Origin of the sequence: Kitasatospora hibisci (genome assembly GCF_043950205.1) — a bacterium.
In the GTDB taxonomy this organism is placed as follows: Bacteria; Actinomycetota; Actinomycetes; order Streptomycetales; family Streptomycetaceae; genus Kitasatospora; species Kitasatospora hibisci.
On sequence record NZ_CP171642.1, the window covers coordinates 996,366 to 1,015,501 of the forward strand.

The 19,136-nt window shown below is 68.9% G+C and carries 9 protein-coding genes; 5 read left to right on the top strand and 4 right to left on the bottom strand.

The genetic code is table 11. From position 1 onward, the window contains the following. Positions 1-5: 5 nt before the first annotated feature. The gene (locus tag ACF9IK_RS04630) at positions 6-8,174 is read right to left on the bottom strand and encodes a ricin-type beta-trefoil lectin domain protein (RefSeq protein WP_395292956.1); all 8,169 of its coding nucleotides are present in this window, start codon (positions 8,172-8,174) and stop codon (positions 6-8) included. A 320-nt stretch (positions 8,175-8,494) separates the two neighbouring features. Here ACF9IK_RS04630 and ACF9IK_RS04635 point away from each other — a divergent pair, with 320 nt between their 5' ends. Beyond that, positions 8,495-12,493 carry a ricin-type beta-trefoil lectin domain protein gene (locus ACF9IK_RS04635; RefSeq protein ID WP_395292957.1) on the top strand — a complete coding sequence of 1,333 codons (3,999 nt, stop codon included), beginning with the start codon at positions 8,495-8,497 and terminating at the stop codon, positions 12,491-12,493. A 186-nt stretch (positions 12,494-12,679) separates the two neighbouring features. On the opposite strand, the gene ACF9IK_RS04640 is transcribed toward ACF9IK_RS04635, so the two are convergent. After that, positions 12,680-13,564, bottom strand: a complete 885-nt coding sequence (locus ACF9IK_RS04640) for a transposase (protein WP_395292958.1) — start codon at positions 13,562-13,564, stop codon at positions 12,680-12,682. A 43-nt stretch (positions 13,565-13,607) separates the two neighbouring features. Here ACF9IK_RS04640 and ACF9IK_RS04645 point away from each other — a divergent pair, with 43 nt between their 5' ends. Together ACF9IK_RS04645 and ACF9IK_RS04650 are read left to right on the top strand one after the other, a co-directional pair. After that, complete coding sequence (locus ACF9IK_RS04645; RefSeq protein ID WP_395292959.1) at positions 13,608-13,898, top strand: transposase; 291 nt, start codon at positions 13,608-13,610, stop codon at positions 13,896-13,898. After that, positions 13,895-14,785, top strand: coding sequence for an IS3 family transposase (locus ACF9IK_RS04650; RefSeq protein ID WP_395292960.1), 891 nt, complete (start codon positions 13,895-13,897; stop codon positions 14,783-14,785). The genes ACF9IK_RS04645 and ACF9IK_RS04650 overlap by 4 nt, the downstream gene beginning before the upstream one ends. Here the strand turns inward: ACF9IK_RS04650 and ACF9IK_RS04655 are convergent. Together ACF9IK_RS04655 and ACF9IK_RS04660 are read right to left on the bottom strand one after the other, a co-directional pair. Beyond that, the gene (locus tag ACF9IK_RS04655; RefSeq protein WP_395292961.1) at positions 14,730-15,428 is read right to left on the bottom strand and encodes a hypothetical protein; all 699 of its coding nucleotides are present in this window, start codon (positions 15,426-15,428) and stop codon (positions 14,730-14,732) included. The two genes, ACF9IK_RS04650 and ACF9IK_RS04655, sit on opposite strands and share 56 nt — an antisense overlap. A 644-nt stretch (positions 15,429-16,072) precedes the next feature. After that, complete coding sequence (locus ACF9IK_RS04660) at positions 16,073-16,306, bottom strand: hypothetical protein (protein ID WP_395292962.1); 234 nt, start codon at positions 16,304-16,306, stop codon at positions 16,073-16,075. A gap of 144 nt (positions 16,307-16,450) precedes the next feature. Between ACF9IK_RS04660 and ACF9IK_RS04665 the strand changes: the two genes are divergently transcribed. Continuing rightward, positions 16,451-16,945: a DUF1269 domain-containing protein gene (locus ACF9IK_RS04665; protein WP_395292963.1), complete on the top strand. Its 495-nt coding sequence runs from the start codon at positions 16,451-16,453 to the stop codon at positions 16,943-16,945. Positions 16,946-17,923: 978 nt separating this feature from the next. Continuing rightward, the gene (locus ACF9IK_RS04670; protein WP_395292964.1) at positions 17,924-18,646 is read left to right on the top strand and encodes an AfsR/SARP family transcriptional regulator; all 723 of its coding nucleotides are present in this window, start codon (positions 17,924-17,926) and stop codon (positions 18,644-18,646) included. Positions 18,647-19,136: the final 490 nt, after the last annotated feature.

Below are 19,136 nucleotides of genomic sequence, written 5' to 3' on the forward strand. Positions count from 1 at the left end.
CTTTCCTATGGGATCACGACTACACGGCCAGGGACGCCGTGCTTCTGCATCAGGCCCGTAAAGTATGGCACAGCACCTGATTCATTGGTGATGACACGGAGTCCCACAAGCGGATTCCCTGGGTCATTGATGACCGCAGCGTATCGGGAGAACTCATCATCCATTTTTGCGTCAATTTTCGCTTGGATGAAACCTGGCACCTTCCCGCCCGGCACAAACGGGCTACGCCCAGGGTTGCCAACGTACTTCGCATCCAAGAGCTCGGATGTATTGGCATCGAGGCCGTCTGCCCAAACCTGAGTCCCTCCGCCCGTGGCATGGTATTCAGTCGAACCGACCACCCTGATCTGGTACGCCTGATTCGCCCCGCTGCCCTTCGGCGCTCCAGGGTCCAGTGACAACTTATATGCCGTCGGGCAAGTGTTGTGCACCAGTACTGGCGTGTTGCCTGCCAGCACATAGTACGTGTGGAGGTCGGCGACCGTCAGGTTGTACATGCGGGCTTCGTTGTGGACCATTCGCACCGCAGTGACGGTGACGGACTCACCCGTGGTCGTGGTCAGGCGGTGGCCCTTGACCAGAGAGCCGGCGGGGACCCACTTGTGGTCGGTCTGGTCCCAGAACGGGTGGTTGGCGGTCGTCTTGATCGTGCTGGCGGTGTTACCGGTCTTGACGCGCAGGTCGACGAGGTCGTCGTCGTCATGCGACCAGGTAGCGGTGACCTTGCGTCCGCCCTTGTCGGTCGCGGTCCATTGGTCAGCTGCTCGCACCTGGTCGCCGGTCTTGACGGTGGCGATCGGCTTCACCGAGCCGTCGGCCATCAGTACTGGCGTGTCAGGTGTGAAACTGCAGGCGGATCCGACTGGAGTCTGAGGGGATGTCGGCTCGGCCTTCGGAGTCGCCGGGGGCTTGGGGTCCGCGGGCCTGGTCTTGGGGATGTGCGGCTCGGTCGGCGAGGTCTTCGGTCCCGACGCGTCAGGCTTGGGAGCGCCCTTCTTAGGCCAGAGCTTGCCAAGTGCGTTCTTGATTCCACCGGCTTCCCTGACCGCGCTGGTGGCGGCCCTGATGCCCTTGGCCGCCAGCTTGACGGCACCTACGCCGTCAGCCGCGATCTCGACCACGGCCTCGGTGACGCGCCCGGCAACGTAGGCCGGGTCGTCGTGAGGGATGCCGAAGGCGTCCGCGATCGGGGTCTCGGTGATCTGCATCGGGGTGATGCCCGGAAAGACGGGTGCACCGGTCTGCTGAGACACGGACTGGTTGACCCCGGCGAGAATGTTGTTCCCCGCCGCATACGGACTGTACGGGGCCATCCAGCCAGCGGCCTGATCCACTGCGCCTGCGATGAACTTGCCCGCGCTCTTCATCCACTTCGGCCAGAGCCCATCCGCGTCGGTAAGGTTGACGGGGTTGTTGCTGGCGTACGTGTAGCCCCCCATCTGGTTGGGATCCCCAGCCATCAGAACGGGGTCGACGGTAAGGAATCGACCGAGCACCGGATCGTAGTTGCGAGCGCCCAGCAGACTCAGACCGCTGTTGGCGTCGACCGGCTTGCCCAGATACCCGCGGTTGTCCGACCACGTGCTGGGGCTCGTCCCACGTGGCGCACCGTAGGGGTCGAAGGCACGCCGGCTGATGGCCTTGGTTGTCGCGTCTACCTGCAGGGCAGAGGTGTGCTGGGGGTCGCGCAGTTGGTAGGTCAGGGCTCCACTGCTGGAGCGGACGACCACGGCGCCGTCGGGTTGGGCGTAGTAGCGGTTGCCACTGACCGTGCTTCCGTCCGCGGAAAGGGTGAGCTGTTCGGCGCCGCCGAACAGGTAGAGGATGGTGCCCTCCGGACCTCGCTGAATCAGCAGGCCGCCGTCGGCGTCGTAGAGGTAGCGGGATGTACTGCTTGTGCTGCCGTTAGACGTGGTGACGGATTCGGTGCGGCCCTCGGCGTTGTAGGTGAACGCCTGGGTGGAGCCGGCCGTCGGCTTGGACTCCCCGGCACCCCACTTCTGGTTGGAGCCCTGGTTGCAGTGCCACAGCAGCAGGCGGATTCCGGGGTTGCTGTTGGCGTACGGGAGGTCAAGGCAGAGGCCGGACTGGTGGACGAGGCTGCCGTCCGCAGCGGCGCCCCAGCGCTGGCTGTCGCTGCCGTCGCAGGCCCACAGCTCGATCGCCACGGCTGCACCGGCCTGGCCGCCGACCGGGCGGGCGCAGGCTCCGAGAACCTTCAAGGTGCCGTCAGGTCCGAGGGTCCAGTCCTGTGCGTTGGTGCCGTTGCACGTCCAGGTCTGGACCGCGGTGCCGTTCGCGTTGCGGGCTCCGTCGGCGTCGAGGCAGAGCGGGGTCCCGCCAGTGGCGACGGCCGAGGTGAGCGTACCGGTCCTGGTGGTGCTGCGGCTTACGGTGTTGCCCTGAGCGTCGTACTGCGGCGTCAGTGTCGCCGAGTAGCTCGGGCCGGTGGGCGCGCTGGCGGTGGAGGTCCACCGGTGGTTGGGGTTGGTGTTGCAGTACCAGAGGCCGAGCTGGGCACCCGGGGTCTGGTTCCAGCCGGGAACCTCCAGGCAGAGGGTGGATGCGGTGTGGACCAGGGCGCCGTTGCCGCCATCCTGCCACTTCTGGTTGTCGCTGCCGGTGCAAGCGGTCAGCTCGATCCTGACGCCCGCACCGCCCGTGCCACCGACCGGGGCGGCACACTTGCCGAGGGCGCGCAGCGTCCCGTCACCGGGGCGGGTCCACTTCTGGGCACCGGTGTCGTTACAGGTCCAGGTCCCAACAGCGGTGCCGTCCGCGGTCCTGGCACCCCAGACGTCCATGCAGAGCGCCGAGCCGTCGGTGGCCGCCAGCGCGGAGGTGATCCGTGCCGTCGCCTGACCGGTACGAGTGGTCACGCCCGTGACGCCGTTCGGCCTGGCCGCCGGAGTCTGGCCGTCTCCCTGGTAGCTGCTCGTCTGCGTGACGTCGCGGGCGGTGTCGCCGGTGACGTCGTGAAGGACCTGCTGGGTACGGTCACCGAGCTTGTTGTACTGGAAGCTCTGCCAGTACGGTGCCGGACCCCCGATGGTGGCCGGCCCGGGGTTGCTGTTGTTGCACTGGGAGACCACACCCGCGGTCGGGGTGGTGACGCCCCAGGTGTCGGTCCACGCCTCCACCAGACGGTTGAGGCCGTCGTAGCGGAAGCACTGGGTGTCGAAGGCCTGGTCGGTGCCCCCCGAGGACTGCAGCTCGGAGATGCTGGTGAGCGCGCCCGCCTGGTTGTAGCCGTACGTGGTGCGTGAGATCGGGTTGGCGTCGGCTTCCTGGAACTTGACGCTGCTGGTGGTGACACGGCCGGTGATGTCGTCGTAGGTGCGGGCCGTGCGCATGAGTGATCCGGCGCTGCCGTACTGCGATCGGAGTAGCTGGCCGAGCGGATTGTAGTTCGCCAGGTCCAGGAGCGGAGTGATGTCGGTTCCGGTGGAGACGACCTGGCCGAGCTCGCTGCGGCCGATACCGTACTTCTCGGTGGGAAGTCCGCCGTCGGGCCCGTAGCTCACACCTGCGGGCAGACCGAGATTGTCGCTGTAGTGGAAGGTCTGTGTGTAGTCGTTGGCCAGCTTGCCCTCGGCCGCCGCAACGGTGGTCGTGGTGCTGGTCGGCTGGTACCGCGCGGTGTAGCCGTTCACCCTCTTCACGTAGGCGCTGCCGCCGGCTCCGCCGACGTAGCGGGTGGCGGATGTCGGGTAGCCCTTGGCCACTGTGTCGTAGGTGTAGGAGGCGAGCAGCTTGCCCTGGTCGCCGGTGTTGGTGCCCTCGTACCGGCCGATGACGCGCCCGAGGATGTCGTAAGTGAAGGAGAGCTGCCTGCCCGTGCCGTCGGTGGTGCTGCTGATACGGCCTAGGTCGTCGTAACTGGTGCTCGAGTTGCCGGCGTCCGGGTCACTCTGGGAGACCCGTCGACCCTGGAGGTCATAGGCGTAGGACCATGTGTTCCCGGCGCTGTCCCTGATGGTGGAGAGCTGCCCGCGCTGGTCGTAGGTGTAACGGGTGGTGGCGTCGCCCGCGCCGGCTCCGCCGTGCAGGACGGAGGTGGCCGTACGGCCGAGCGCGTCGGTGAGGACGGTGGTCGGCGTACCGCCGCTCGGCGGGGTGGTGTCGGTCCGGTCCGCCCCAGGGTACGAGGTGACGGTCTGCCAGAGCTCGGTGCCCTTGCCGTTCAGCTTCGCGGCGATCTGTCGCCCCGTGCCGTCGTAGACGTATCGGACCTGGGACGGAGCGTCGGTGTCCTTCTCCTCGAACAGGGTGGTGCTGGGAGCGCCGTTCTTGCCGTCGAACCATTCGGCCGTCCTCTTGGTGACCTGGCCGTGGCTGTCGTAGCGGGTATGGTTCAGGATCCGCCCGGCCTCACCGTTGGTCGGGGTGGCCTGGGTCTGGCGGGGCTGTAGGAACCCGTCGTAGATGGTGATGGACGTCGCCCGGCTTCCACGTTCCAGCAGGGTGCTGGTAGTGACGCTCGGCGCGGTGCCACGGACACCCGAACGCGGATCCGTGCCGCGCATTTCGTAGGCGAAGGTGCGATCCGCCGGCTTGCCCTCGTCCTTGGAGTTGCCCGGCAGCCAGACTGCGGTCCGCCGGCCGAGTGGGTCGTAGGTCGAGTCCGTGATCCGACCGTTGGCGTCGACGGCCCGCGTCACCAGCCCGCGGGCCGGCGAGACGATGCTCTTCGCCGCCCAACCGAGCGGGTTGACGGTGGCGACCTCCGACGGGAGGACGCCGGTAGCCGGCGTGTAGGTGCTGAGGCTGACCCCGCCTGAGGCATCGACACTGCGGACCACACGCCCGTAGGCGTCGAACGCCTGGGCACCGAGCGTCTGGTAGGTGGCGTTTCCTTGGGCGTCGTAGGACTTGACGCTCTGGGTGGCGGTCGCGTTGCCGACCGTGGTGCCGTTCTGCCCGAGGACGCCCGGCAGGCCGGGGTTGTTCGGGTCGGCGCTGCCGTCGTAGACGATCCGACGATCACTGACGGTCGTAGTGGCGGAGCCGCTGGTGTTGCAATCACCGGCCACGGTCAGGACGGAGCTGGGGTACGCGAGCATCATCGGGTTGCTCGCCGGGGGCTTCGCGTAGCCGGTCGTGGTACAGGTAAGGTCCGCCGAACTCGTCACGTCGGGCTGTGCTTCGACCTTCTGAGCTCGCCCCTGGTCGTCGAACTTCGAGTTGGTACGCGAGGTCCGCCACGTGCCGTCCGACAGCAGGACGCTGGTACGGCCGCCGGACTCCTTCATGCGTCGTGACTCGAGCGGTGGGAGGTTCGAGAGCGGTGTGCCCGTCTTCGAGCTCCAGGCCGTACGGGCACGGCTGGCGCCGGCCACTGGAACGACGACCGGGGCATCGGAGAGCTGCTTGGCAATGGGCGTCCCACCCGCCTGGCTGTAGGTGACCGACTCCTGCGGGGTTCCGGCGAGCCAGGGGCTGTCAACGGTCTCCTCGCCGAGCGAGTTCTTCAGCTTGACGCTGCGACGGGTCGTGCGGCCGGGCGCGGCCGTGTAGTCGCCGTCCATGCCCTGGAAGTACGACACCGTGGTCTGGCTGAGCGGATCAGGTCCGGAACCCGTCGTAGTGGTGACGGTGCGGAAGCCGCGGAAGTCGTTCCACGTGCGGTACTGGTCGTCCGTCAGGTCGGAGTCGTCGCGGTGCCATGCCGCGCCGCCCCCGTAGGTGTAGGACGTCTCGCGGGGCGGGGAGGCGGCAGTGGTGTTGTCGGTGACCGTGACCTTGGCCACCAGGGTCTTTTGGAACCAGTCGGCGATCGGCTCGGAGGTGCCCGGGCGGGTCCAGTACACCGGGTAGCAGGCCATCGTGTTGCTGTCCGCGGAGGCAGGCATGACGCCCTTGGCCCGAGAGCACTCGGCGTCACGGTAGGTCACCGCGATCGACGTGCCGGACTCCGTGTTGATCCCGATGATGCGGGGCCGGTAGAGCGGTGGCGCGGCCGGGGTCGGGCCGTCCACGCGGTTGTCGATCTCGGTTCCTGCGAAGGTCACCGGATCGAGCCCGACCTGACCGGATCCGCCGGCGGACGTGTCCAGGGCCGTGTGTCGGATCTCGGACAGCCACATCACCGACTGCAGCGCGGCCGCCTGCTTCTCCGGGGCTTTGCCCGTCACCGGATCGATGATGCCGCCGGCGTCGGAGAACACGTGCTTCAGGTCGTACCGGTCCACGGCCTTCCAGCCGGCCTCGGTGCGCAGTTCGGTGTTGATGCCGCGCAGGCGCTTGGTGGACCAGAAGGTCGGCGAGGCTGTCCAGCAGACGTTGCTGCCGCTACCACTGGTGGGCCATCCGTCGAGGCAAGCCAGGTCGTAGGGGACGTCCGGCCAGTCCTTCGCGGTAGAGGCCGCGAGGTTCTCCGGCTTGCAGGCAGCGTCCGAGACCACGCACCGCTCGGCGATGTCGAAGTTCACCCGAGCCGAGGGCTCACGGCCTGCAACCGCGTCAGCCAGCTGGTAGCCGTAGGAGAGGCGGGTCATCTGGCCGCCGCGCGTGTACGGGGTGAGGGTTCCGGATCCGCCGGCGGAGGCCGCCTGGCCGCCTCCCATGGCATAGCGGTTCGTCTCGGTGGCCCAGTCGTAACGCTGGACGTTGCCGTGCGGGTCGACGACGAAGTCAAGGTTGAAGCGCCAGCCGATCTGCTGGTCGCACTGGGAGTTCTTCCCCTTGGCAGCGGTGTAGCAGGGGTCGCCGCCATTCGGGTGGTAGACCGGCACGCCCCAGGCGCTGTTGGTCGGTGTGTCCGACCCGGTGCCGGGTGCGTGGTTCAGGCCGAGATAGTAGGCCGTGCCGTCGGTGGTCGTGACCTTGAAGTACTCGCCTTCCCACAGGCCGTTCGCCGCCCCAGTCAGCCGCTCGATGCGGGTGCCGTCATCGCTCAGCAGGTGGTAGCTGCCACTGGCGTCACGGATCAGCTCACCGGAGTGCGAGCCCAGCGACAGGGTCGCGTTCCAGCCTGTCCAGCAGAGGTCACCGGAGTCCTTGATACCCGCGTTCGCGCACGCCCTGTAGGAGCGTTCGATGAAACCTGGGCTGTACCCCCAGCCGTCGCCGATCCACGAGGCCTGCGAGTTGCGCGCCGAGGTCTGACCGTCGACCGACTGGGAGTTGTACGACAACTCGACCCCTGGTGTCTCGCCGCCGACCGAGGGGGGAGTCGTGATCGGGTACGAGTATGTGAACGCGCCCGACGCACTCTGCGACCAGGTACCGGACGAAGACAGGTCGGTCGCGGTGTAGGAGCCCTGCGAGCCACCGGCCTCGGAAACCGCGCCGAGGGCGATGCCGGCGGTGCTCGGGGCCGAGCCGATACTGGACGAGCGGACTGGATCGAGCATCGCCGGGGCTTCGCCACGGCCGGACTCGGCTTCAGGCCCCGAGCCACCGGCCGGCAGGACAACAGTGCCGGTGATCTTCTTGGCGACCGGGTCGATGATGGAGGCCACCGGCTGGCGGGTGCGACACTCGGCGCGCTCGGGCGTGGTGAGCGCACAGGCCGGCATCGCGACCAGCCGCAGGCGGGAGGCCCAGCCGCCGCCGTAGGCGTCGGCTATGGTGCTGTAGTCGAGGGACACGTCGAGGCTTGTGACGTCCTTGCCGCCGTCGGCCCGCTTGAGGCCGACCAGCAGACCGTTGATGTTCGCCTTCTGGGTCTGGGCCCGGTCTGCGACCTTCACCTCGACGGAGCCGGGCTTTGCGGTGGACGGGGCTTCAGTGGCCGCGTCCGCCTTGGGAGACACGGAGGGGCTGATCAGTACCGGAGTGTCACCGGCGCGGACCGTGGGCACGGCGTTCGTCCCGGCCCCGCCCTTGGCAGTCGGCAGGTCGATCTTGTTCTGCAAGTCGACGGTGACCGTGTCCGCACTCGGCCAGGTCACCGCCCCTGCACTGTGCGCCTGGAGTTCGCGTGCGCCGGCTGGGTGCGGCAGCGGCTTCGGTTCCCGGTTGGTGTCGGCGTTGCGGCCGCCGACCTCCGGAAGCCTCGGCAGCGACGCCTGCTTACCGTCAGCCGCCAGGGCAGTGTAGGCGACTCCCTCCCCTATCAGTGGAACCACGAGTGAGAGTGCGGCAGCGAGGGCGGATACCGTCAATGTGTTTCGCCATCGGCCACCTCCTCCCCATGGAGAGTTAACGAACGTTCCCCGTCGGGGCTGCATCCGGATTCCTCCGTGTCAGTGAAACAGAATCAGGTCTGTGACCTGTGACGATGCCCGGGCAGAAGTCGGCCCAGCATGACCGGCGGAACGGTATTGCTCACGCACCCCTGTTCGCAATACCGTTCGACTGCATCCGAATCGCCAGATTGACGCAACATCAGTTGATGGCGGATCGGAAGGCAGTCAAAATAAGACAAAGGCCGCCTGGGCCACTCCGATCGACGTGATACATCACACATGAACGCCGTGTACCCGGGCAAGGCCCCTCTGTGAAAGTGAACTGACACACCATGGGAGATTTCAGCCCGTCCAGGCCACGGATGCGCAACCGGCTGACGAGGCTTCTCGCGCCTGCCGGCGCCCTCGGGCTCGTTCTGGGCGCGGCTCCGTGCATCGCGCTCGCCGACGACCGGCCCTTCGCCGTCCCACCGGGTCATAGCGCCGCACCGACTCCGGCCGTACCCGCCGGCGGTCCCGTCCAAGCGGCCCGTGCGAAGGCGAGATCGACCGGGATGCCGGTCACCGTTGAGGAGCTGACGACCGAGACCTCACTCACGATCGCTCAGCCTGACGGCAGGCTCAACATCACCAAGCACGTGCTGCCTGCCCGGGTGAAGAGGAGCGGCGGCTGGATCAACGTCGACGCGAGCTTGGGCCGCAACGCCGACGGCAGCTACGCCCCCAAGGCCACGCCCTCGGATGTCATCCTCTCCGGCGGCGGCACCGGTCCACTCGTAACCATGACGAATCATCAGGGTCGAAGCCTCGCATTGACCTTTCCGGTGGAGTTGCCCAAACCGACGGTGACCGGTGACACCGCCGTGTACCCGGAGGTCTTGCCCGGCGTCGACCTACACGTCGAGGTCGGCGACCAGGGCAGCATCCGCGAGGTGCTGGTGGTCAAGGACGCCCAGGCGGCAGCCGACCCTAGGTTGAAGTCACTCTCGTTCGGCACATCCACCACGGACCTGAAGGTCACCACCGACGAGCAGGGCGGCATCACCGTCGCCGCACCCGACGGTAAGCCGGTCTTCGAGGCACCTGCCCCGGTCATGTGGGACTCCGCCAAGGAGACAGGGTCCTCGATCGCGCCGGCTGAGCCCAGCCGGTCGGTCGCCGGCAGATCCGCGGCGCCGGCCTCACAGGAGGGGTCGGCCGAGTCCGGTGACGCTTCCTCGATCGACGAGCCCGGCAGGGGCGCGAACGTCAAGCCAATCGGTGTGAAGGCCAACGCCAATGTGCTGACGCTCATCCCCGACGCCGAGCTACTCGCAGGCAAAGGCACCGTGTGGCCGCTCTACATCGACCCGAGCTTCCAACCGACCCCTGCCATGGGCACCCGGCACTTCGTCGAGGTCCAGCAGGGTTGTCCCGACGACCCGAACTACGACAAGCCACAGACGAACGGGCTCGGCGCCGGCTTCCAGCACTTCGAGTCGCCCCGTTGCCCCGGAATGGAGCGATCGTACTACGAGTTCGACACCGGTTTCGTGAACTCGCAGATGTATATCAACGAGGCCAAGGCCGTCTTCAACGAGTCCTACGCCGCAGCCTTCGACTGCAACGCGACGCACCCGGTCTGGCTCAAGTGGACCGGCGGCATCGACAGCGGCACCACCTGGAACCACCAGCCGCAGGCCATCCAGCAGATCGACTCCCCGCAATGGCCGAAGGGTGCGCACTACCCGTGCAGCAACCAGACGGTGACCTTTGACGTCACGAGCCAGCTTCGCTCGGTCGCCCAACAGGGCATCAAGGTCTGGACGGTCGGCCTGTTCGGTGACGAGACCGAGTCCACCGGCAACAACCACTTCATGCGCTTCAGCCAGAACCCGTTCGTCACCGCCACCTACGACATCGCGCCGAATTCCCCCGACTCGATGTACATGCGACCGGACCCGGTGAATCCCAGCGGTCCTGCCTGCGGCAACGGAACGCCCGGCTGGATCGGGAAGACCGTGGCCCTGCCGGACGGCACCTCCGACATCGTGCTGCACGCATGGGGCTCCACCAACATGCCCGGGACCAACATCACCGTCGGCTTCCACGTCTGGGACAACATGACGGCGGACGCCAACGGCAACCCGGGCAACAGTCAGTGGCCCTGGAGCCAGACCATCAACGGCTGGGGCTGGGGCTCCGCCTACTTGGGCTTCCGGGTCGAGGACGGCCACCAGTACGGGTGGGACGCGCGTTCCAGCGATGGCATTCTGGAGAGCCCCGGGACGGCGTACTGCTACTTCAACGTCGATCTCAGCGCGCCGACGCTGGCGGACATCGCGCCGTCCACGGTCTTCCCACCACTGGGTAGCGGCATCAAGCCCACCGGGCACGCCGGTGACGCCAACACCACGATCCGGGTCACCAGTGCCGACCCCGTGCCGGGCGGCTGTTCCCGAGGCACTTGCATCGCCAGCGGCGTCCGCGAGTTCCAGTACTCACTCGACGACAACAGCCAGCCGACCGGCCAAGGCGCCGTCCCGGCCAGCTACGCGGCCGACGGCACCGCCTACGCCGACATCCCGATCAACCTCAACCCGGACGCGTGGGGCACCCACCGCCTGTACGTCCGCGCTACTGACAACGCCGGCAACACCCAGCCCCAGTCGGCCGTCTACGACTTCTATGCCCCCTGGAATCCTGCCACCCCGGTCGTCGCTGGTGACGTGAACTTCGACGCCGTCCCGGACTACCTGGTCCCGGGGGCCGACGGCTCGTTGGCCCTGCTCCCCGGCAACAGCGACTTCACCGCCCAGCCCGGCGTCGCCGCCACGGCAGACCGCAGCCCGGGCCACGACAACTGGAACAACTACATCCTTGCGCACCGCGGTTCGGTCACCGAGAACAGCGTCGACGACCTGTTCGCCTACGACAAGGCCGGGAAGCAGCTGTTCCTGTACATCAACGACTCCAACAAGGTCCCGCAGGGCACAGCCGGTCACTTCACCGCCACCTCGATCCAAGTCGGCACCAGCACCACGCTGTGCGAGCGCGGGATCGACGGGACCTGGGGCAACATCACCCACATGACCGCGGTGAACCCTGTCCCCGGCAACAAGGGACGGCCCAACCTGGTCACCATCGAGAACGGTCGCCTGCGCTACTACCCGGCCAGCCCGCTTGTCGACTGCTACTTCACTGGTGGCATCGAACTCGGCAAGACCGGCGAGGACTGGAGCGGCTTCACCTTGCTGTACCCGGGCACCGTGAACGGTGCTCCGGCGCTCTGGGTCCGCGACACCACCACTGGCGCGGTCGCCAACCTGCCACTGCCCATGACCAACGGCAGGCCCGAGGCAAACTCGTTGAACGCGCCGACCCGTCAGCCTCTGCAGTCCGTCATCACGGACGCCGCGGGTAAGCGGATGTGCGCCGACACCGACCACACACGTACCGACAACGCCACCTCCGCCGTTCTGTTCACCTGTTCCGACCCGGCCGTCAGCGCAAGCCAGTCATTCACGTTCGGCACCGACGGATCGCTCCACGTCCTCGGCAAGTGCCTGGACATCCCCGGCGGTGCCAAGGACAACGGCCTCCGGGTCCAGCTGTGGGACTGCAACAGCACCGCTGCCCAGAAGTGGGTCACCGACAGTGCCACGTCCACGCTGAGGAACCCCAACTCGAACAAGTGCCTTGCTGTTCCCGGCGCTGTCAACACCCCGGGCACCGGCCTGATCATTTGGGACTGCCTCGACGACGCGAGCCAGAAGTGGCAGCTGCCCACCGCCCGCACGATCCTCCCGGTCGGTCTCGGCTCGGCCGCGTACCCCACCGTGGACTCTCCCGGTGACATCAACGCCGACGGCAACCCGGACCTGATCGCTACAGCGGCCGACGGCACCCTCACCCAGTACCTCGGCACCGCTCCTGAGGACGGCCTGCCGCGCTTTGCCACGCCGAAGTCGCTGCCGGTGTCGACCCCGGTCAGCTACAACATCAACTCGATGTACAGCCCGGGCCGGTGCCTGGACAACTGGGGTGGCGCCAACGGCGGCAACCTGGCCTTCTACAACTGCTACAACAGCCCGGCCCAGAAGTTCACCTTCGCCTCCGACGGCACTCTGCGCACCAGCGGACGCTGCGTGTCCACTCGTGACAACCAGCTCGGCTGGGGCACACCGCTCGCCATCATGGACTGCACCGGCGCTGCCGGTCAGATCTGGACGCTTCGAGGTGACGGCTCTCTGTACAACCCCACCGCCAACGCCTGTCTGGAACTGCCAGGTTGGAACGACGCCAACGGCACCGTCCCCGGTCTCTGGCAGTGCAACGGCAACGCCAACCAGCGCTGGAAGCTCTACGTCAACACCGCCTGACAGTGCTCGGCTGAAGCGGGTCACACGCCCTGGGCCGGCGGCGCAACCTCCGTCGCCGGCCCGGACCTTCCCGTCCAGCACTCAGCCTGTGCCCGCACCCCCACGGGGACGGGCGGACGGTCCTGGCCTGGGCCTGCGGGGAGTTCACGGGCCAGTGGTGGTCGGCCTGCTGGCCGGGGCGGTCGGTCAGGTGGGCAGGAGGTGGCGGTGCGCCCGGATCCGGGCCAGTGTCTGGGCGATCAGCTCGCCCGCTTGCGCGGTGAAGTGCAGTTCGTGGCGGCGGGCAGTGGCCGTCCAGCGGGCGGCCCGGCGGATGAGCAGGCGGCGCACGGTGGCGATGCGGCGCCTCGCGACGCCGAGCGGGGCGAGCATCTGCAGCCACGCGGTGAGGTTGTAGGCCAGCAGCGCGCCCCACATCCACATCGCGTTGACCTGGTGGGAGGCGGAGGGCAGATGGTTCAGCCCGGCTCCGTGGGCGGCGTCGCGGAACAGTTCCTCGATCCGGGTGCGGCGGCGGAACTCCCACTGCGCCGCCGCGATCTCCTCGTCCAGGTCCAGCTCCTCGTTGGTCGCGATGAACGAGTAGGCGTATGCCTGTTCCTCCAGACCGTCCAGGACCAGGGCGAGCTGGTCCCGCCCGACGGTCCGCGAGCGGCGCGAGCGCGGGTCCGCCGACAGGACGGCGGCGTCGTAACGCACCCGGCGTGCCATCACGCGCGTGCCCTCGGGCCAGCCCGCGGGCACGTAGTCGAGCATGGCGACCTGCGCGTCCGGGTAGTCCACGGCGTCGATCCAGTCGTCCTCGTGCACGGCGGCGACCGCCCGCCACACCGGCCGGCTACGGGGCACGGCGAGCCGGAACAACGCCTGGCGGGCCACGATCTTCTCCGCGACCTTGCCCGCGTAGTAGCCGGAATCGCCCTGGAACAGGATCTGCCCGCCGGCTCCGGCGGCGCGCACGGCGTCCACCGCCCGGCTGATCTGCGCCGGGGAAACGGTGCGGCCGTCCGAGCGACCGTCGAGCAGGTCTGAAGTTCCACCCTGCAGCTGGACACCTGGAGACTGGGACATGTGAGCCCGGAGGAAGCAGTTTCAGGTGGGAAGCAAGAGCAACATGAGTAAGCGGTACACGGCGGAGTTCAAGCGGGACGCGGTCGCGCTGGTGCGCTCGTCGCCGCACCGGAACGTCACCGAGATCGCCCGTGAGCTGGGGGTCAGCCCGGAAGGGTTGAGAGGCTGGGTCAAGCAGGACCGCACCGACCGGGGCGAGGGCGGTTCCGGCGAGCTGACCAGCCCCGAGCGCGAGGAACTCACCCGGCTTCGCCGCCAGAACCTCGAGCAGCAGAAGACCATCGAGATCCTGCGCAAGGCGGCCGCCTATTTCGCGGCCGAGACGACACGGTGATCCGCTTCCGTTTCGTTGAGGACCACCACGGCGCCTGGGGCGTCAAGCGGATCTGCCGCGTCCTGGGCATCGCCCGCTCCTCCTTCTACGCCTGGCGCGCCGGCGAGCAGGCCCGCCGTGCTCGCGAGCGGGCCGAGGACCTCCTCGCCGCCGAGATCACGGTGATCCACCTCGCGTCCAGGGGTGCCTACGGCGTCCCGCGCGTGCATGCCGAACTGCGACGCCAGGGCCGGGCGGTCAACCGGAAGAAGGTGGAGCGGATCATGCGTGAGCGCGGAATCGCGGGCGTCACCCGCCGCCGGCGCCGGGGCCTGACCCGCCAGGCCCGCAAGCCGGTGTTCGCCCCGGACCTGATCGGGCGCGACTTCACCGCTCCCCGTCCCGGGGTTCGCCTGGTCGGCGACATGACCTTCCTGCCGACCGAGGAGGGCTGGCTCTACCTGGCCACCTGCATCGACCTGGCCACCCGCGAGGTGGTCGGATACGCGATGGCCGACCACCACCGCGCCGAACTACCGGTGGCCGCGCTGCGGATGGCGGCCGGCCGCGGCGCTCTACAGCCCGGCTGCATCATGCACACCGATCGCGGCAGCGAATACACCTCCAGTGAATTCCGGAGCGAGATAAGCAAGTTGGACATGCGGCAGTCGATGGGAAGGGTCGGCTCCTGTTACGATAACGCCGCCGCCGAGAGCTTCTTCGCCGTCCTGAAGGAGGAGATCGGCACCCGGGTCTGGCCGGACCGCGCCACCGCCCGCGCGGAGGTCTTCGCGTTCATCGAGACCTTCTACAACCGCAGGCGCCTGCGCAAGCACCCCGAGTGGGGCTACCTCACGCCACTCGAGACCCGCCAGCGGCACCGGCAAGGTCACACCCTCGCGGCGTAGACGGACAGTGTCCAACCGCAGGGTGGAACTTCAGGTCCGCGACCAGCACCGTGCCGGCCTGGGCCCAGTGCGCCGCGTGCACCCGCCCCGAGACCTCGCCCTTGTAGGAACGTAGGACCTGCTCCTTGCGGGTGGAGAACACCTCGATGTCCTTCGCGTCCAGGTCGATCGTGATCGGTCCGGACAAGATCCTCGCCCGCTCGCCGACCGGTAGCGCGGCCAGCGCACGGGCGCTGACCTGGGCCGAAGCCCGCTCGATACCCTCGCGCTGGGCCTGTCCGAAGCGGGCCGCGAGCGTGGCGGCCGTCGTCGCGGCAGGGACCGGCGCGGGCAGCAGGCCTTCACCGCCCCGGTCCGCACGCAGGCGGTCGAAGCCGACCAGGTGGTCCTCGCCGGTGAGTTGCACCACCGCTGTCGCCAGCGCGAACTCCCCACCCGACAGGCCCCGGTCGCGCTCCTTGACCGGCCCGATCCCCGCGTCCAGCGCGGCGGTGATGCCCAGCGCCCGGTCCAGATCGGCCACCAGCAGCAGGCCGCCGTTCTCCGTCAGCGCCCCGTCCGGCACACCCACCGCGGCATGCAGTCTGGTCCAGCGCCTGCCGGGGGTGCGGGAGGCGGTACGGCGACGCGATATCGTCTTCACTCGACAGGTGCACTTTCACGTTTGAGCTGGTCAAGGTGTAGGAACCCCGATCTTCTCACTCGCGAAGTGCACCTGTCGTCGTATCAGCTACCCACCGCCGCCACTACCTGCGGATTCGGGTCAGAGCCACCCGCTCACGCGGTGGGACGACACGGCCCGGTTGCCGGCCTCATGTCAGCGCCGATGCCCTTGAGACCGGCCCGGCGCTCCAATGGCGGCATCCGGAGGCCCGGACCCACGCATCGAAGGAGCCTTCGCCATGGCCGACCCCATCCGCTCCATCCGGGACGCCCGGCGCGTACCGTTCCGACTCGACGACCCCCGGCGGCCCATCCACTCTCCGCCCTGGTCGGCACCGTCCGGCGCAACCTGCTGGTCGCCGGCGACGGCCCCGGCGGCCTTCCCTGTGTCTCGGGACCGGACGCCAAGACGATCAGCGTCGGAAAGGTCTACGGCGGCGGCCCCGGCTTCTCCAGGGTTTCGCTCACCACGGCCGACGCTGCGCGGCAGCTGGTCCTCGCCGGCAACGTCTTCGGTCTCGGGGCCGGCATGAGAGACGAACAGCGCGTCCCGCGGAGAACGGGACCGGTGAGGGCTCCAGTGGCGACCCCTGTTTGACTGACGCGATGGCACGGCACCGCCGGTCACATCGCCGACGGCCCGTCATCGAGGCCGGGACCGCCGCCGGGCTCCGCGACGTCGGCCGCCTCGGCGATGTCGCCCTCGACGTCGTCCTCGCCACCCAGTCCGGCGACATCACCGTCGACGCCGCCGACGCCGCCGACATCTCCGCCGCCCTGGACGTCGGCACCGGCCACGGCCGCATCAGCGAAGGCCTCCGCAACCACGACAGCGTCGAGCCCGCCGTCCGCGCCCATCTCCCCCGGCGACGTCACCGCCCACAGCCTCCGGGGAGGGCACCTCGACGGTTGGGCCACCCGGGTGGGCCGCTTCGCGTGGCGGCGCCCGGGGGCCGGGCCGAGGATGGAGGCCGTTGTGCGTGTCCGTCGAGACCGGAGGTCATGATGGCGACCCTGACGGTGTGGCGTTTCCCCACCGCGACCGGGGCCGATGAGGCCCTCGACATCCTGAAGCGGCTGCAACGCCAGGAGCTGATCAAACTCCAGGACGGCGCCGTGGTCAGCTGGCCCGAGGGCGCCCGCAAGCCCCGGACCCGCCACCTCAGCGACATGACCGGCATGGGCGCCCTCGGCGGCGCGTTCTGGGGCTTCCTGCTCGGCATGATCTTCTTCGTCCCCGTGCTCGGCATGGCGGTCGGCGCGGCCTCGGGCGCACTGGGCGGCCACCTCGCCAACTTCGGCATCGACGAGGCCTTCATCAAGCAGGTGCGGGAGAAGGTGACACCGGGCACCTCCGCGCTGTTCGCCCTGACCACGGACGCCGTCCTCGACCGGGTCAGGGCCGAGTTCGAGGGCTGGCACGCCGAGCTCGTCGAGACCAACCTCTCGGCGGACGAGGAGGCCCGTCTGCGCGAGGCCTTCACCGAGGGCGGGTAGCCGGTGTCCCGGGCTCCCCGGACGACGCCTCCTCCGAGCCTCCTCCGACCCCGGGGCGCGGGCTCGCCGGCCGGAGCGGGCCCGGTCCGGCGGGAACGGCCTGGTCGGAGCCCGGCCGGGCGGTGCCGGGTCAGCCTGCGGGCGCCTCGGCCCAGGGGTGGCCCGGCCCACCGGCGACGGGAATGGGACACCAACTGTCACGCGACAGTTACCCGTTGACAGCGTCCGGGCCCTCCGCGGGCCCGATGGGCGCCGGTCCGGGAAGCCGTGGAGCGGTTCCCCTCGGCCTCCGAGGAGGTGACCGGAGTAACCGAAATCACCGCGCCCACGGGTTTGGGAGCCGCCTCGGGCATCCCATCCAGATCACTGCGGCGACAGGATCCGGACACCGCCGATCACGCCACCGGGGTGCCCGCCGGCCGACGGGACCCACCAGAGGAATTCAGCCAAATACGGCTCCGGGAGGCGCAATCCGAGCGCTGCCCGGCAGGCCCGGAATCGGGTTGCCGCCGCGCCGCCGGACGCTCTCCCGCCGGGGCGCAGCGCAGGAGGCCGTCCGGGCGTGACCGGAGTGCCGGATGTGCAAGCTTCAAATGTCGCGCGGCTTTCGGCGGATGAGGCCGAGTCACACCGGAGCCCGCCGCCCGGGGGATTGTCCTCCCAGCTCAGAAGCGGTAGCACGAGCGGCCGCGCCGGCGGGGAACTCCCTCGAAGGGCGGCGGCGAGCCGGTATGCGGGCGTGCCATACCAAACCCGAGCGCGATGAATCCAGAGCTGAGTTCGGGAGGACTTACAAGTAGTCTGTCACCGACAGTCCGAGAACGTGTGCGCCTCCGCGGGATCTCCCCCGGCATCGGGATCTTGCCGACAGGTGGTCGACGACGTTTCTGCGGTAATCGGGGTTAGTTTGCGGCGGAGGGGCACGCAGTGATTTTCAGTGTTCTTGGCCCGTTAGGGGTTCAGGCCAACGGAAGGCCAGTGAATCCGGGCTCGGCGCGCCAGCGGGCGGTATTGACCGCCCTCCTCCTGACGCCCGGCCAGCCGATGACGGCGGAACAGCTCACCGAGGCCGTCTGGCCGCGGAACCCGCCGAACGACGTCATGGCGAACCTGCACAGCTACGTCTCGAATCTCCGGCGACTGCTGGAACCGAACCGGCCACCGCGCAGCCGGGACACGGTCCTGCGGCGGGAGCCCACCGGCTACGTGCTCACGGTGGATGACGACTGCATCGACGCGTTCCGCTTCGAGCGACTGCTGCACGAGGGCCGGCGGCAGCTCCAGGCCGGACTGCACCAGAACGCGCGCCGGACCCTGGAGCGGGCGCTGGCGCTGTGGCGCGGGTCCGCGTACCCGGAGGTGAGCGACTACGCCGTGGGCGCGCAGGCGGCCTCGCGGTTCGAGGAGTTGAGACTCCTGGCGCTGGAGAGCCTGTGGGAGGCCGCGCTGGCCGAGGAGCGCGACTTCTCGATGATCGCCGCCGAACTCCCCGCACTCGCCATGCGGTTCCCGGCCCGGGAGCGGTTCAGCTGGCTGCTGATGAAGGCTCTCTACCGGTCCGGCCGCCGGGCCGAGGCGATCGACGCCTACCACCGGACCCGCCGGACGCTGGCGGAGGAGTACGGCGTGGACCCCGGCCTGGAGCTGCAGGAGCTGTTCGCCACGATCCTGCGCGGCGAACGCCTCGCCGGCTCCGCCTGAACCACCGTCCGGCGCCCCGTTCGCGGGGTGCCGGACGACGCGTCACCCCGGCAGCGGTTCCGCCGCGTACGGCCCGGTCGGCGGGCGGGCGCGGGGGCCCGCCCGCCGACCGGGCCGCTCCACCTTGCAGGTTGACATGCTCACGCCAGTCAAGCCCTTTGGCAACTCTTTGTCATGTCTTCATCCCCGCAGGTCGGGGCGGTTGTCCGAGGCCGGTCCAAGATGGATCCAAGTCGGATCCAAGTTGCCTCCAAGTCACCGCCAAGACGCCGCCAAGAAGTCCCTGGCAGGGTGCTGCTCGATGAGTACGTAGATCAACACGAGGCGGTCGCACCCACGCCGGACCCGGCGGGACGCGGCCGCCGCGCAGGCGCGGACGGCTCGCCGGAGGAGGGGAACGCACCGCTACCGACGCACCCGGGACGCACCCCGGCCCCGGGCCGCCCACCACGCCGGACGTCGCCGCCCGGCCGACCGCGCACCGCTCGGT